The organism is Geothrix campi (assembly GCF_024609265.1).
In the GTDB taxonomy this organism is placed as follows: domain Bacteria; phylum Acidobacteriota; class Holophagae; order Holophagales; family Holophagaceae; genus Geothrix; species Geothrix campi.
The window spans coordinates 40,359-54,402 of sequence record NZ_JANHMP010000001.1; the positions used below are offsets into that span (position 1 = coordinate 40,359).

11 protein-coding genes and 1 tRNA gene are annotated in these 14,044 nt (G+C 68.7%); 6 read left to right on the forward strand and 6 right to left on the reverse strand.

What is annotated here, in order from left to right; all coding sequences use genetic code 11:
- The first annotated feature begins 8 nt into the window (after positions 1–8).
- A complete protein-coding gene (locus tag NOV65_RS00200) occupies positions 9–1,784 on the forward strand; it encodes an anion permease (RefSeq protein WP_257303174.1) in 1,776 nt (591 codons plus the stop codon).
- Between the two features lie 59 nt (positions 1,785–1,843).
- Here NOV65_RS00200 and NOV65_RS00205 read toward each other — a convergent pair whose 3' ends face one another.
- Complete coding sequence (locus tag NOV65_RS00205) at positions 1,844–3,181, reverse strand: anaerobic C4-dicarboxylate transporter (protein ID WP_257303176.1); 1,338 nt, start codon at positions 3,179–3,181, stop codon at positions 1,844–1,846.
- Between the two features lie 172 nt (positions 3,182–3,353).
- Here NOV65_RS00205 and NOV65_RS00210 point away from each other — a divergent pair, with 172 nt between their 5' ends.
- From NOV65_RS00210 to NOV65_RS00230, 5 genes are read left to right on the forward strand one after another with little or no spacing between them, the layout of a single operon-like run.
- Positions 3,354–4,733: a bifunctional type I 3-dehydroquinate dehydratase/shikimate dehydrogenase gene (locus NOV65_RS00210; RefSeq protein ID WP_257303178.1), complete on the forward strand. Its 1,380-nt coding sequence runs from the start codon at positions 3,354–3,356 to the stop codon at positions 4,731–4,733.
- A gap of 33 nt (positions 4,734–4,766) precedes the next feature.
- Positions 4,767–6,020 carry a sigma-54-dependent transcriptional regulator gene (locus NOV65_RS00215; RefSeq protein ID WP_257303179.1) on the forward strand — a complete coding sequence of 418 codons (1,254 nt, stop codon included), beginning with the start codon at positions 4,767–4,769 and terminating at the stop codon, positions 6,018–6,020.
- Positions 6,017–7,000 carry an AAA family ATPase gene (locus NOV65_RS00220; RefSeq protein ID WP_257303180.1) on the forward strand — a complete coding sequence of 328 codons (984 nt, stop codon included), beginning with the start codon at positions 6,017–6,019 and terminating at the stop codon, positions 6,998–7,000. Before NOV65_RS00215 ends, NOV65_RS00220 begins: the two co-directional genes overlap by 4 nt.
- Positions 6,997–7,812: a helix-turn-helix domain-containing protein gene (locus tag NOV65_RS00225; RefSeq protein ID WP_257303182.1), complete on the forward strand. Its 816-nt coding sequence runs from the start codon at positions 6,997–6,999 to the stop codon at positions 7,810–7,812. Before NOV65_RS00220 ends, NOV65_RS00225 begins: the two co-directional genes overlap by 4 nt.
- A complete protein-coding gene (locus NOV65_RS00230) occupies positions 7,809–8,918 on the forward strand; it encodes a hypothetical protein (RefSeq protein ID WP_257303184.1) in 1,110 nt (369 codons plus the stop codon). The genes NOV65_RS00225 and NOV65_RS00230 overlap by 4 nt, the downstream gene beginning before the upstream one ends.
- Before the next feature lie 73 nt (positions 8,919–8,991).
- On the opposite strand, the gene NOV65_RS00235 is transcribed toward NOV65_RS00230, so the two are convergent.
- The 5 genes from NOV65_RS00235 to NOV65_RS00255 form a co-directional block, all read right to left on the reverse strand.
- Positions 8,992–9,066, reverse strand: a tRNA-Gly gene (locus NOV65_RS00235).
- A gap of 47 nt (positions 9,067–9,113) precedes the next feature.
- Positions 9,114–9,830 carry an ABC transporter ATP-binding protein gene (locus tag NOV65_RS00240; protein WP_257303185.1) on the reverse strand — a complete coding sequence of 239 codons (717 nt, stop codon included), beginning with the start codon at positions 9,828–9,830 and terminating at the stop codon, positions 9,114–9,116.
- Positions 9,831–9,841: 11 nt separating this feature from the next.
- Entirely contained in the window at positions 9,842–11,797 is a 1,956-nt protein-coding gene (locus tag NOV65_RS00245) for a branched-chain amino acid ABC transporter ATP-binding protein/permease (RefSeq protein ID WP_257303187.1), read from the reverse strand.
- A gap of 1 nt (position 11,798) precedes the next feature.
- On the reverse strand, positions 11,799–12,677 hold the full coding sequence (locus NOV65_RS00250) for a branched-chain amino acid ABC transporter permease (RefSeq protein ID WP_257303188.1): 879 nt from the start codon (positions 12,675–12,677) through the stop codon (positions 11,799–11,801).
- A 75-nt stretch (positions 12,678–12,752) separates the two neighbouring features.
- Positions 12,753–14,030: an ABC transporter substrate-binding protein gene (locus tag NOV65_RS00255; protein ID WP_257303190.1), complete on the reverse strand. Its 1,278-nt coding sequence runs from the start codon at positions 14,028–14,030 to the stop codon at positions 12,753–12,755.
- Positions 14,031–14,044 lie beyond the last annotated feature (14 nt).

Sequence of the window (14,044 nt, forward strand, 5' to 3'; positions counted from 1 at the left end):
GGCTCCTCATGAGCCACGACCCCGTTTCAGGAACGGCCCCGGGCGGAGGCCTGCCCGGCTGGCAAGGCGCCAGGCCCATTCCCGCCTTGGCCACCTTGGCCCTCGGCCTGATCTTGTACTTCGGACTGCCCCAGATGGTGTCGGTGCCGGACGCCAAGCTCTTCACCGGCCAGCCCCCGGCCCCCAAGCCGGCCACCGCGGCGCCTGCGAAACCCGCGGCCAAGCCAGCTGCACCGGTGGCGGCGCCCGCCGCTGCTCCCGTCGCTGCTCCCGTCGCTGCTCCGGCTCCCACCAAACCCTTGACCAAGGCCCAGCTGGAGGCCAAGGCGAAGGCCGAGGCGGAAGCCAAGGCCAAGGTCGAGGCGGAGACCAAGGCCAAGGCGGAGGCCGACGCGAAGGTGAAGGCCGAGGCCGACGCCAAGGCCAAGGCAGATGCCGAGGCCAAGCGGAAGGCGGACTGGGTGCGCGGGCTGCACCTCTTCGCCATCTTCGTGAGCACCATCGTGGGGATCATCGTCAAGGCGCTGCCCATGGGCGCAGTGGCCATGGTCGGCATCGCCATCACGGCCCTGTCGGGCACCCTCGGCATCGCGGATTCCATCAGCGGGTTCTCCGATGTGACGATCTGGCTCATCGTCCTCGCCTTCTTCATTTCGCGGGGCTTCATCAAGACGGGGCTGGGCGCCCGCATCGCCTACAACTTCATGGCGCTGCTCGGCAAGCGCACCCTGGGCCTCAGCTACGGCCTGGCGGCCACCGACCTCGTGCTGGCACCGGCCATCCCCAGCAACACGGCCCGCGGCGGCGGCATCGTCATGCCGGTCATGGCCTCGCTGGCCCGCGCCTACGGGAGCAACCCCGGGGATGGGAGCGCCCGCAGGATGGGCTCGTTCCTCACCCTCACGGCCTACCAGGTGAACTGCATCACCAGCGCCATGTTCCTCACGGCCATGGCGGCCAATCCCCTGGCCCAGAAGCTGGCGGGCGACCTCAAGGTGAACATCACCTGGGTGGGTTGGGCACTGGCGGCGGTGGTTCCAGGCGTCGTCGCGCTGCTGCTGATCCCGTTCATCATCTACCGCCTCCATCGGCCCGAGATCACGGAGACGCCGGAGGCCGTGGAGATGGCCAAGGGCCACCTGCGCGACCTCGGCCCCGTCAAGCGGCAGGAATGGATGATGCTGGGCGTCTTCGTGCTGCTGCTGGTGCTGTGGATCTTCGCCAAGCAGCTGGGCGACCTCAATGCGACCACCTCGGCGCTCACGGGGCTGGCGGTGTTGTTGATCTCCGGCGTTCTCACCTGGGATGACATCAAGGCCGAGACCGGCGCCTGGGACACCCTGGTGTGGTTCGCGGCCCTGGTGATGATGGCCAGCTTCCTCAACAAGCTGGGCATGGTGCCCTGGTTCAGCAAGTCCATGGGCGGCATGGTGGCGGGCAAGGGCTGGATCGCGGCGTTCCTGGTGCTGGCCCTGGTCTATTTCTACAGCCACTACTTCTTCGCCAGCAACACCGCCCACGTGGCCTCGATGTACGCGGCCTTCCTCGGCGTGTCCATCGTGGCCGGCGCGCCGCCGGTGCTGGCGGCCCTGGTGCTCGCCTTCTTCAGCAACCTCTTCGCCGGCATGACCCACTACGGGACGGGACCTGCGCCGGTGCTCTTCGGCACCGGCTATGTGGAACTGGGCACCTGGTGGCGCACGGGGCTCATCGTGAGCGTCGTGAACATCGTCATCTGGGTGGGCCTCGGCGGCCTCTGGTGGAAGGTGCTGGGCCTCTGGTAGCGTCTCTCACCTACGAAAGAGCCCCGCCGTCGGCGGGGCTTTTTCGCATGGAATGGAGTTCAGGCGAAGATCTTCGACAATCCGAAGGCGACGCAGGTGGAGACGCTGACGCCGATGAGGCCGGGGATCATGAAGCTGTGGTTGAGGAGGTACTTGCCGATCCGCGTGGTGCCGGTGCGATCCATGTTGATGGCGGCGAGATCGCTGGGATAGAAGGCGAAGAAGAAGTAGGCGTAGCTGGCGGGGATGAGGCCCAGCAGCAGGGAGGTGGGCAGGCCCAGGGCGTAGCCGAAGGGCAGCATGATGGTGAGCGTGGCGGCCTGGCTCTTCACGAAGGCGGACACGCAGAACATGGCGATGGCGAAGGTCCAGGGGGCCATCTGCACCATGGCCTTGATGTGCGCCACCAGGTAGCCCTCGTTGGCCTTGATGAAGGTCTCGCTCATCCAGGCGATGCCGAAGATGGAGACGACGGCGATCATGCCCGCGATGAAGACGCTGGAGCGGGCGATCTCGGGGGCCTTCACTTCCGTGGCGAAGAGGATGAAAGCGCCGAAGGCCAGCATGATGACTTGTACGACCGTGGTCATGGGGATGGGCTTGCCGTTCGCCATGGGCAGCAGGCCGGGCTTGAGGGCGATGAGCACGATGGTGAGCACGCCCGCGAAGAAGAGGCCCACGGAGAGCTTGGCCTTGAAGGGGATCACCTTGTCCAGGGTGGTGACGTCGCCTTCCAGGCCCTTGGCGAACTCGGGATCCTTCATGCGCTCGAGGAACTCGGGGTCCTGGTCCAGCTCCTTGCCGCGGTTGAAGCTCCAGGCCGCGGCGGCCAGCACGCCGATGATGCCGGCCGGCAGGGTGATGCGGACGATGTCGAAGAGGCCTACCGGGTGCCCGTTCTTGGCGGCCATGGCCAGGAAGGTGGTGACGGCGGCGGCCACCGGGCTGGCGGTGATGCCCATCTGGGAGGCGACGCTGGAGATGGCCATGGGGCGCTCGGGTCGGATGCGGGTCTTCAGGGCCACGTCGGAGATGACCGGCAGCAGGGCGTAGACCGCATGGCCCGTGCCTACGCAGACCGTGAGGAAGAACGTCGAGAGCGGGGCCAGGATGGTGACGTACTTGGGATGGGCCCGGAGCAGCCGTTCCGTCAGCTGCACCAGGTAGTCGAGCCCGCCCGCCACCTGGAGGGTGGCCGAGGCCGTCACCACCGCCAGGATGATGAGCATCACGTCTACCGGCGGCGTACCGGGCGCCACGCGGAAGAAGAGCACGAGGACGGCCACGCCGAGGCCGCCGATGAGGCCCAGGGCGACGCCGCCCTTGCGGATGCCGATCAGGATGGCGCCGAGGACGAGGATGAATTGGACCCAGAACATGAATGCGGGGGACAACATGTCTTCTCCTTGAGATCGAGGGTCTCTGGTTTCGCAACCCTCGCGGGGCGAGCGTAGCAGACCGACCGGTAGAGAATGATCGCTGTCAGCACTTTCTTTAGTTGGTAAACCTTCCCCCGGGGTGGCAGAAGGGTGCCGGGCCCGCCCCGCGACGGCTCCTGGGCAGGCTACGATGACCTGTGAGCGCCTCCCGGTGATGCCCCTCCCCTTCCATCTGGTGACCTTGACCCACGCCACCTGGGACCGGGCCCTCGCCTGCGCCCGCAGCCTGGGCCCGGAGGCGCTGCCTGAACTGAGGCTGGATCTCTTTCCGGAAACCGATCCCCGGGACCTGGTCCGGGCGCTCGGGGGCCACTGTCTCGTGACCTGCCGGCGGCAATCGGAAGGCGGTCGGTGGCCGGACGAGGACGAGACGGGACGGCTGGCCCGCCTGCTGGGGGCCGTGGAAGCGCGTCCGGCCTGGGTGGACCTGGAGTGGGACCTGCCGGTGCCGCCGGCGCTCCAGGCCGCCCGGCCTGGGGTCGGCCTGCTGCGCTCGGTGCATGTGGCGCCCGGCGTCTTCGACCTGGACCAGCGGGTGGCAGCCCTCCCTGAAGGGGATGCCTTCAAGTGGGTGGGCTGGGCCGGACGCCTCGGAGATAGCGGCCGCCTGAGGCCGGCCCTCGTGTGGGCCCGGGCCCACGGAATCCCACTGTCCGCCTTCCTGATGGGCCCGAAAGGCCTCGTCAGCCGGGCCCTGCAGGCGGCCTGGGGGGGCGCCTTCACTTACGCGGCGCCGGACGACGGCCCGCCCGCCGCCCCTGGGCAGGTGCCTCTGGCCACGCTGCGGGCCTGGCGCTGCGCCGGCCTGCCTGCGGCCTGCGGCCTCTGCGGCGTCATCGGTGATCCTGTCCTGCATTCTCGGGGACCGGCCTTCCACAATCCCCGGTTCCAGGCGGCTGGCCGAAACCTGCTGTATGTTCCGCTCCTGTGCGGCGAGGCAGACGAAGCTGCGGAGGCCCTGGAGGCCCTCGATATCCTGGGCCTCAGCATCACCGCCCCTCTCAAGCTGTCCCTGCCGCAGGCCCTCGGTCTGGCGGGCCCCTTGAACACCCTCTGGCGCCGGGCGCCGGGCTGCCCTTGGCAGGGGGCCAACACCGACGCGGAGGCTCTTGGACAGTCGCTGTCGCATCTGGAACCGGGCCCCGTACTGCTCCTGGGGGGCGGGGGCGTGGGCCGCACGAGCCGGGAGGTGCTGGCGGCCCTGGGTCGCCCCGTGCTGCACGTATCCCGTCAGGCCCTCGCCAGCCCGGCCGCCGTGGCCGCCTTCGCGCCTGTGGGCGTGGTGCAGGCCACCAGCCTGGGCATGAACCCGGAGGATCCCCCGCCGTTCCCGGAGCTGCTGGAGGCCGCACTTCCCGGCGTGCGCTGGGCAGTGGAGTGGATCTACAAGGAGGACACCGCCTTCGCCCTCTGGGCCCGGACAGCGGGCCTGAGGCTCGTCGGGGGCGCCACCCTCTTCGAGGCCCAGGCCGAGGCCCAGAGCCGGCGGCTCCTCGAGGGCTGCGGCTGACAGCCGATGGCCGATAGCTGATAGCGTCTACCCATGGACCTCCTTCTCGTCGAGGACAAGGACAGCTTCCGGCGCCTGCTGATCCAGGCCCTGGAGGGTTCATCCTGGTCGGTGCGGGCGGTGGCGGATCCCCAGGAGGCCCTGCGGGCCCTGGAGGCGGCGCCGTCCCAGGTCCTGGTGACGGACCTTCGGCTGCCGGGCATGAGCGGGCTGGAGCTGATCCGGCGGGCCCGCCAGTTGCATCCCACACTGCGGGTGGTGCTGATGTCCGCCTTCGGGGAACCTCGGGACATCGTGGAGGCCATGCGCCTGGGCGCGGAGGATTTCCTGCCCAAACCCTTCGACCTGGACGTCTTCCTGACGCTGTTGGACCGCCTGCGGGCCCTGGTGGGCGCCCCGCCCCCGGACCCGGCGGAGCCCTGGATCGCCCACAGCGCCGCCATGCAGGCTCTGGACCAGGCCCTGCGGCGGGCTGCGGGTACGGACCTGCCGGTGCTCTTCCTCGGGGAACGGGGGGCCGGGAAGGGCCGGTGCGCCCGGCGCCTCCACACCCTGCGGCACCCCGGCGCGCCCTACCTCACGCTGGCTGCGGCCACGCTGGGGCCCGAGGGGCCGGACCCGGCCCACCTCCAACTGGTGCGGGGAGGGAGCCTGTACCTTGCGAGGCTGGAGCATCTGGCGCCGGAGGCCGTGGGGCCTCTGGTCCGGGCCATCGATGCGGCCGGTCCGGGACTCCACTGGATGGCCGGACTGGAAACGGGAGCCACCCTGTCCCCGGACCTGGCCCAGCGCCTGGGATCGCTCGAACTGCGGGTGCCGCCGCTGCGCGAGCGGCGGGAGGACCTTCTGGCCCTGGCCAAGGCGTTGCTGGACCGTGGCGCCCGCCTGGAAGGTCGGCCCGTGCCCTGGCTGGAGCGGCCGGCGGAGCGCCAGCTGCTCGACCATTCCTGGTCCGGGAACGTGCGGGAGCTGGAGGCGCTGCTGAGCCGGACCCTGGGCCTTTCGGACGGGCCCGCCATCCGGGCTTTCCCGGACCTGGAACTGGGCTGTTCGGAGCTCCTGAGCCTCCCCTGGCCTGAGGAGGGGCCTCTGGAGGCCATGGTGCGGGCCGCATCGCGGTCGGCTGAAGCCCAGCTGCTGCGGCGTGCCCTGGCCCAAACCGACGGCGACCTCCCGCGGGCGGCGGAAAGACTCGGCCTCACCCTGCGCGGTCTGGCTCAGCGCTTGCGGGACTATGGTATCCCTCTGGAAGATAGAGGAAGCCCCGTCCCCCGGAAGGCCCCATGATCCAGGATCCACCCCAGGCACCTCCTGTCCTCGCTCCGCCGGTGCGGTCGCCGGAAGGCATCCGTCCCGCGGCCCGCGCGGGCCTCACGGCGCTCCAGGCCGTGGTGGTGGGGAAGAATTCCCAGGTCCGGCGGGCCTTTGCGGCCCTGCTGGCGGGGGGGCACGTGCTGCTGGAGGACCTGCCCGGAGTGGGCAAGACCACCCTGGCGAAGGGGTTGTCCCGCATCCTCGGCGGCAGCTTCCAGCGGGTGCAGGGCACCAATGATCTGCTGCCTTCAGACCTGCTGGGTGTCCACCTCTGGGACGCCAAGGACCAGGCCTTCCGGTTCCAGCCCGGCCCGGTGTTCTGCCAGGTGTTGCTCCTGGACGAGCTGAACCGCATCGGGCCCAAGACGCAGAGCGCCATGCTCGAGGCCATGGTGGAGGGCCAGGTGACGCTGGACCGCAGCACCCACCGGCTGCCGGATCCCTTCTTCGTCATCGCCACGCAGAATCCGCTGGACCATGCGGGCACCTTCCCCCTGCCGGAAAGCCAGCTGGACCGCTTCTCCTGCTCTCTGCACCTGGGCTATCCGGACCGCGAGGCGGAGCGGCGGATCCTGAAGGGGGAAGCCGGTTCTGAGCGTCTGGATGGGCTGCATCCCGCCCTGGACCTGGAGGGCTGGCGACAGGCCCGCGCCGCGGTGCGGGCGGTCCGGATCGCCGAGGCCGTGATGGACTATGCGGAGCGGATGGTGGATCGCATCCGCACTGGCGGGGGCTTCTGCTCCACCCGCGCGGTCAAGCACTGGCTGGGATTGGCCCAGGCCGAGGCCTGGCTGGACGGCCGCGACTTCATCACGCCTGACGACCTGCAGGCGACCCTGGCCGACACCATGGCCCATCGCGGCAGCCTGGACGATCGGCGGCTCAACCGCACCGATCGCCGGGACCAGCTGGCCCGCCTGGTCAAGGAACTGCCCGTAGGATGGGCGGGATGAGAGAGGACGAGACCGTAGGCCAGATCCTGCGGGACGCACGCGTGGCCAAAGGGCTTTCCCGCGAGATCCTGGCGGTGGAGCTGAAGCTGCCCCTGCGCCACATCGAGGCCATCGAGTCCGATGACTGGGCGGCCCTCCCGCCGGGGCGTCCTCGACCCCTGGCCCGGCAGCTGGCTGCGCGCCTGGGGGTGGATCTGGATTTCCACACGGGCGCCTTCCAGACCGTGCCCGGCGTGCAGGAACTGGCCCCCCCCGACCCCCGGCAGGAGCGCCTGGAGCGCATCGTCATGGGCCTTCTCACGGTCGCTTCGGTGCTGGTGGCGCTATGGCTGGTGGTGCCCGGCCCCAGCCTGGGCCGGAAGCCGTCCGCCAGCTATCTGACGACCCTGCCCAAGAGCACCTTGCCGCCACCGCCCGCGCCCTCCACCTCGGCCTACCCCGTGCTGGGCGAACTGCTTCCGGAAGCACCCCTGAACGACCAGGGCGTGCTGATCAGCCTGCGATCCATGGATACCTGTGAGGTGCGTCTGGAGCCCTCCCCGGAGTCGGGGGAGCCGACCCAGGCTCGCACCCTCCGGGTCTCTGAACCCTGGCGGCTCCGCGCGAAGGGGCCCTTCACGCTCAGTCTGGACAACGCGGGCGTGGTGAACGTGGAGGTGGCCGGCGTACGGATCCTCCATGGCCAGAACGTGGGCGAGGCCTGGTCCGGCCACTTCGACGCCAGTGGCCACTGGCTCCGGCCGCCCGCGCCGCCAGCTCCAGTGCCGGTCGAGCCCCAGCCCCCCGAAGAAGAAGACGGAACCCAGCCATGAGCCTGCATCCCATCGTCGAGCGCTTCCTCCAGGGCAGCCTGCCCGAGCCCATGGGCATGACCCTGGTGGGGGGCGGCCTGCCGGTGCCCACCAGGGATCTGCTCCAGGCCCTGGCCCATGCCGCCCTTCAGGAGACGCCCTACACGGCGCGGGCACTCGAATGCCTCGGGTCGATGCCGGAATCCATGCTCGCGGGCGCCCTGCTCGATCCCATGGAGCCGCCCAGCCCCCTGCAGCTGGTGCTCTGCCACCGGAAGGAGCCGGCCCTGCTGGAGGAGGCCCTGCTGAACCCTTCGCTGACAGCGGAGATCGTGGAAGCCTCGGTCCCCAGCCTGCCGGGCAAGGTGCTGGAAATCGTGCTGAACAACCAGGTGATGTGGATGGAGCGCCCAACGATCCTCGACCTCCTGGAAGTCCATCCGGAAGGCGAGTACGTCATCAAGCGCCGGGTGAACGAGTTCCGGTTCGATGTGCTGCGCCTGGTTCCTGAAGAGGTCAAAAAGGAGCGGCTGGAGATCCTCGATGAAGTCGAGGCCGGGCACCTGGACAAGGCCTGGGCCGAGCTGCCCCTGCCCAAGGAGAAGTCGAAGGAGGAGGCCGAGGCGGAGATCGAATCCGAGGAATTGGCCGCCGAACGCCGCCTGCTGGCGCAGAAACCCCTGGTGGATGACCAGGGCCAGGAAATCGTCCTCACCCTCTCCCAGCGGGTGGCGAGGCTCCGGACCAACCAGAAGATCATGCTCGCCATCAAGGGCGGCAAGGAGGAGCGCACCATCCTCATCCGCGAGGCCAACCGCCTCATCCAGGTGAACGTCATGCGGAACGGCCGAATCACGGAAGGGGAGGTGGCCTACATCGCCCAGATGCGCACCGTGAATGACGAGGTGCTGCGAATCATCGCGGGCAACCGCGAATGGATGAAGAAGTACCCCATCACCAAGGCCCTGGTCCTGAATCCGCGCACGCCGCTCCCGCTGGCCATGACCCACTTCAAGCGCCTGCTCGAAAGCGACATGAAGCTGCTGGTGAAGGATCGCAACGTCGCCGAGCTGCTGCGCCGGGAAGCCAAGCGCTTCCTGGAGCAGAAGGCGCTGGGGAAGGGCTAGGCACCCTCTGTTTCAGCCCAGTCTTTCTCCAGCTCCAAATCAGAAGGCCCGCCATTCGGCGGGCCTTCTGATTTGGAGCGGGCGATCGGGATTGAACCGACGACATTCAGCTTGGGAAGCTGACGTTCTACCACTGAACTACGCCCGCGGCAGGGGTCCATCCTAGCGCAAGTGCGGGCTGGGGGCCAACCCTGGTCAGCCCAGATACGCCGCGATGACCCGCTCGTTCCGGCCCAGTTCCTCCGGGGTGCCTTCGACAGCGATGCGGCCGCGCTCCATGACGTAGGCGTAGTCGGCGACTTCGAGGGCGCTCTTGGCGAACTGCTCCACGAGGAGGAGGGTGATGCCCTCCTCTTTGAGGCGCCGGATGGTGCGGAAGACCTCCTGCACGATCACCGGGGCCAGACCCATGGAAGGTTCATCCAGCAGCATCACCTTGGGCCGGGCCATGAGGGCGCGGCCGATGGCGAGCATCTGCTGTTCGCCGCCGGAGAGGGTGCCGGCGGACTGGCGGGCACGGTCCTTGAGGCGGGGGAACAGCTCATAGATGCGGTCCAGGTCCGCCCGGGCGCTGGCCTTGTATCCGAGGAACTTCGGCAGGCGGCTGTAGGCGCCGAGCAGCAGGTTGTCCTCCACGGAGAGGGGGCCGAAGACCTTCCGGCCCTCGGGGGAGTGGGCGAGGCCCAGCCGGGCGATGCGGGAGGCGTCGAGGCCTTGCACGTCCTTGCCATCGAGGACGACACGCCCGCGAGACGGCCGCAGCACGCCGGAGATGGCGCGCATGGTGGTGGTCTTGCCGGCGCCGTTGGCGCCGATGAGCGCCACCACGGCGCCGGGTTTCACGGTCAGCGAGGTGCCGATGAGCACCTCGCTGGCGCCGTACCCCGCGTGAAGATTTTCCACCACAAGCATGCCGGTCTCCTTCACGCGGGCAGCGGCTCGACGCCGCCGGAAGGCCCGGAACCGCTGGCGGTGCCCAGGTAGGCCTCGATCACCTTGGGATGCCGCTTTACTTCGTCCGGCGCGCCTTCGGCGATGACCTTGCCGCCGTCCAGCACCGTCACCTGGTCGCAAAGCTCGCTCACGACATCCATGTGGTGCTCGATGAGGATGATGGTGACGCCCCGGGCGTGAACCCGCCTGATGATCTCGATCTGCTGGAGGACATCCGGATGGGCGAGGCCCGCCGCAGGTTCGTCGAGGATCAGCAGGTCGGGCCTGCGGGCCAGGGCCCGGGCGATCTCCAGGAAGCGCTGGGCGCCGTAGGTGAGATCCTTCGCCTTGGCCCGCGCCTGGTCTTTCAGGCCGATGAGGTCGAGCAGGGCGAGGGCATCGGCCTGGGCGCGTCGCTCTTCGAGGCGGGCAAAACCCAGCAGCACCAGGGGGAGGGGCATCTTGTAGACCCCCTTCAGCGCGACCATCACGTTCTCAAGGGCCGTGAGCTCGCTGAAGAGCTGGAGATTCTGGAAGGTGCGCGCCACACCGGCCCGGGCCACCCGGTTGAGGCTGCCTTGGGGCAGTTCGGAACCGCGGAGGGACATCCCGCCCGAGGTCGCCGTGTACAGGCCGGAGATCACGTTCACCACGGTGCTCTTGCCCGAGCCGTTCGGCCCGATGAGGCCGTGGATGGTGCCAGCGCGCACCTGCATGGACAGCCCGTCCACGGCCTTCACCCCACCAAAGTGCCGTTTGAGGTCGGCCAGGACGAGCAGGGGGCCGTCCCCCTGGGCCCGCGGGGGCAGCACCGAATCCAGGTCGGAAGGCTCAGGCAGGGGTGAGGGGGGCACCCGGAACAGCTTGGCGAGGAAGATGGCCAGGAACCCCATCAGCCCCTCCGGGAGGCCCACCACGACGGAGAACAGCATCAGGGCGAAGATGCCCTTGCGCCAGTCTTCCGTGTTCTCCACGAAGAACCCGCCGATGGCGAGGAGGCCCATGGCCACGACCGGGGCGAGGGCCTGGAAGGGGCGCGTGGACTTCTTGGCCAGGCCCCGCAGGCCCGCCGCCAGGGCCACGGCGAATCCGGCCCCGCTGAAGATGTGGAAGAGCAGGCGGTTGGACAGCAGGTTGGGGAGCAGGACCACCACCGTGGCGCCCACGAAGGCGCCCCACAGGCTCTTGCGTCCGCCCAGCACCACGCCCAGCAGGAGAATGATCATCAGCTCATAGACGAAGCTCTGGGGCTGGAGGTACTGGAAGTTGAAGGCGTAGAGGCCGCCCGCGAGGCCACCGAGGCCCGAGCCCAGGGAGAAGGCGGCGACCTTGTGGTAGTAGGTGCCCACGCCCATGGCGTCCGTGGCGATGGGGCTGTCGCGCAGGGCCTCGAAGGCCCGGCCCCACTGGGAGGACAGCAGGTTCCGCATCACCATCCAGACCAGGGCCAGCAGGACCATGCAGAGCCAGTAGAAGAGCGAGGGCGTGAGGGCATGTCCGAACACCGGCGGACGCACGAGGCTGAGGCCCTGGGCGCCGCCGGTGAGGCTCTCCAGTTCGTTGAGGGCGGTCGTGCTGAGGGCCGCGAAGCTGAGGGTGGCCAGGGCGAACTGGGGCCCTTCGAGCCGCAGAGCGGGCAGGGCGAGCAGCGCTCCCAGGAGCAGGCCCACGACAGTGGCCGCCAGCAGCGCAGGCACCATGCCGAGTCCGAATCGGGTGACGACGAGGCCGGCCGCGTAGGCGCCCAGCCCCAGGAAGGCCACATGGCCGAGGTTCACCTGGCCCAGGTACCCCACCGTGACATCCAGCCCGATGAGGAGGATGCCGTAGATGGCCAGCAGGGTGAGGAGGCCCAGGGCATAGGGGTTCACCACCAGCAGGGGGACGGTGGCGAGGAAGGCGAAGACGATGAGCTCGGCGCCACGGAGGAGGAGGATGCGGCGCATGTCACACCTTCCGGATGACGGCTTTGCCGAAGACGCCGGTGGGGCGCACGGCCAGGGCGAGGATCAGCAGGCTGAGACCCGGCGCCTCGCGCCAGCCGCTGCCGAGGTAGAAGCTCGCCAGGCTTTCCAGCGCACCGAGCGCCATGCCGATGAGCACCACGCCGAAGCCGGAATCGAGGCCCGCCACCACGGCCACGGAGAAGGCCTTGAGGATGAGGGCCGAGGCCATGGTGGGACCCACCGTGGTGATGGGCGAGACGAGGATGCCGGCCAGGGCCGCGACAGCACCCGACAGCGCGTAGGACAGCATCACGGTCCGTGTCGCGGAGATGCCCATGAGCTCGGCGGCGTCCCGGTCAGCGGAGACCGCCTCGAAGGCCTTGCCCAGCAGTGTGCGGCGTTTGAACAGCTCGATGAGGCCCATGATGGCGAAGACGCCCACCGCCACGGAGAGTTCCAGCCGCGTGATATCCACGCCCAGCACCCGGATCGGATCGGCGGAGATGGGTGTGGGGAAGGGGCGATCGTCGCGCCCCCAGATGTTCTCTGCGGCCGAGAAGAGGAAGAGACCCATGATGATCGAGAGCAGGATCCAGCCTTCGCTCTTCTGCTCGAGGGCCAGGCGGATGCCCGCCCGCTCGATGGCCAGCCCCATCAGGGCGCCGAAGAGCAGGCCCCCCGGCACCATCAGCCAATAGGGCAGGCCCAGGTTGGTGAGGGTGAGGCTGAAGAAGGCAGATACCATCACCAGCTCGCCCTGGCCGAAGTTGATGCTCTTGCTGGTGGCGTAGGTGAGCTGGAAACCGTAGGCGATGAGGGCGTACACGAGGCCCATGAGGGCGCCGCTGACGGCCATCTGTCCGATGATCGAAGGGTTCATACCGGATCTTCCTGGAGGAAGGGCGGAAAAGCCGGGGGGCCGAAGCCCCCCGGAGCGGCGATGGTGCCGGATCGGCTACTTGGTTTTGCCCTTGGTGGGCTTGGCGGCCGGCTTCGCGGCGGGCTTGGCGGGAGTCCCGGCGGCTTCCTTGATCAGGCGCGCCTTGTCGGCGGCATTGCCGAAGACCACGCGGCCGTCCTGCACCATGCCCATGACGGTCTGCTCGCGGCGGAAGGCCTCGTGAGTGGTCACGTCCGCTGGATTCCACTTGGTGTAGGGGTGGTTCCAGGTGGCGATAACGCCCTTCACGGGCTCCCTGAGATCCTCCAGGGCTTCCTTGATCTTGTGGGTGTCCGTGGTGCCGGCCTGCTTCACGGCGGCGGCGAAGATGAGGACGGCATCGTAGCCCTGGGCGGCGGCCACGGCGGAAGGGATGCGCTCCACCTTGTAGGTCTTGTGGTAGCCGTCGATGAATGCCTTGGCCTTGGGCGTGATGGGCTCCTCGATGAAGGTCTGGGGCATGAGGGTGCCGTTGCCGTTCTTGCCGGCATTGTCGATGTAGTTGGACATGGACAGCGTCCAGCCGCCGATGAGGGGCGCCTTCATGCCGATCTTGGCCATGCCGTTGGACACGGCGGCCAGCTCGGGGCCGATGGCCCAGATCAGGACGGCCTGGGCGCCCGCGGCCTTGGCGCGGAGCAGCTGGGCGGTCATGTCCTTGTCGCCGATGTTGAACTTCTCCTGTGCCACGACCTGGAGCTTGTTCCCCTGCAGCTTGATCTGGTTCAGCATGTCGTCCCGGCCAGAGACGCCGTAGTTGGTGGAATCGAAGATCACGGCCACCTTGGTGAACTTGCGGTTGATGGCCTCCTCGACCACCATGGCGGCCTGGATGCCGTCATGGGCGGCGAACCGGAAGATGGAGAGATCCTTCACGCCGGCCTTGCTCCACTGGGTCATGGAAGCTGAGCCTGCGGCCGGGCAGATGATCTTGGTGACGCCCTTCTCCTGCAGGTGCTTGTCGCCCGCCATGCAGACGCCGGTGTTCACGGTGCCGATGACCCCTGACAGGTCGCTCATGGCGGCGAGTTCCTGGGCGATGAGGGCGCCGCGCTCGTTCTTGGCTTCGTCATCGCGCTCGATGGTCTCGATCTTCAGCTTCTTCCCACCCACCTGGATGCCGCCCGCGGCGTTGATCTCCGCGATGGCCAACTTCGCGCCGTCCCGCATGGAGGCGCCCATGGGGGCCGAGCCGCCGGTGAACGGGCCCGTGATGGCGAGCTTGACCGAATCCCCGGCGTGAAGGCCGAGGGCCGCCAGCAAAAGAGAACTGTAGAAGATCTGCCTGAGCATCGTATCCCCCGTAG

Coding starts and splice junctions, on each gene's coding strand:
- NOV65_RS00225 (WP_257303182.1), top strand. CDS start 6,997: ATGAGAGAGGACGAGACCGTAGGCCAGATCCTGCGGGACGCACGCGTG.
- NOV65_RS00230 (WP_257303184.1), top strand. CDS start 7,809: ATGAGCCTGCATCCCATCGTCGAGCGCTTCCTCCAGGGCAGCCTGCCC.
- NOV65_RS00220 (WP_257303180.1), top strand. CDS start 6,017: ATGATCCAGGATCCACCCCAGGCACCTCCTGTCCTCGCTCCGCCGGTG.
- NOV65_RS00255 (WP_257303190.1), bottom strand. CDS start 14,030: ATGCTCAGGCAGATCTTCTACAGTTCTCTTTTGCTGGCGGCCCTCGGC.
- NOV65_RS00210 (WP_257303178.1), top strand. CDS start 3,354: ATGACCTGTGAGCGCCTCCCGGTGATGCCCCTCCCCTTCCATCTGGTG.
- NOV65_RS00215 (WP_257303179.1), top strand. CDS start 4,767: ATGGACCTCCTTCTCGTCGAGGACAAGGACAGCTTCCGGCGCCTGCTG.
- NOV65_RS00205 (WP_257303176.1), bottom strand. CDS start 3,181: ATGTTGTCCCCCGCATTCATGTTCTGGGTCCAATTCATCCTCGTCCTC.
- NOV65_RS00240 (WP_257303185.1), bottom strand. CDS start 9,830: ATGCTTGTGGTGGAAAATCTTCACGCGGGGTACGGCGCCAGCGAGGTG.
- NOV65_RS00245 (WP_257303187.1), bottom strand. CDS start 11,797: ATGCGCCGCATCCTCCTCCTCCGTGGCGCCGAGCTCATCGTCTTCGCC.
- NOV65_RS00250 (WP_257303188.1), bottom strand. CDS start 12,677: ATGAACCCTTCGATCATCGGACAGATGGCCGTCAGCGGCGCCCTCATG.
- NOV65_RS00200 (WP_257303174.1), top strand. CDS start 9: ATGAGCCACGACCCCGTTTCAGGAACGGCCCCGGGCGGAGGCCTGCCC.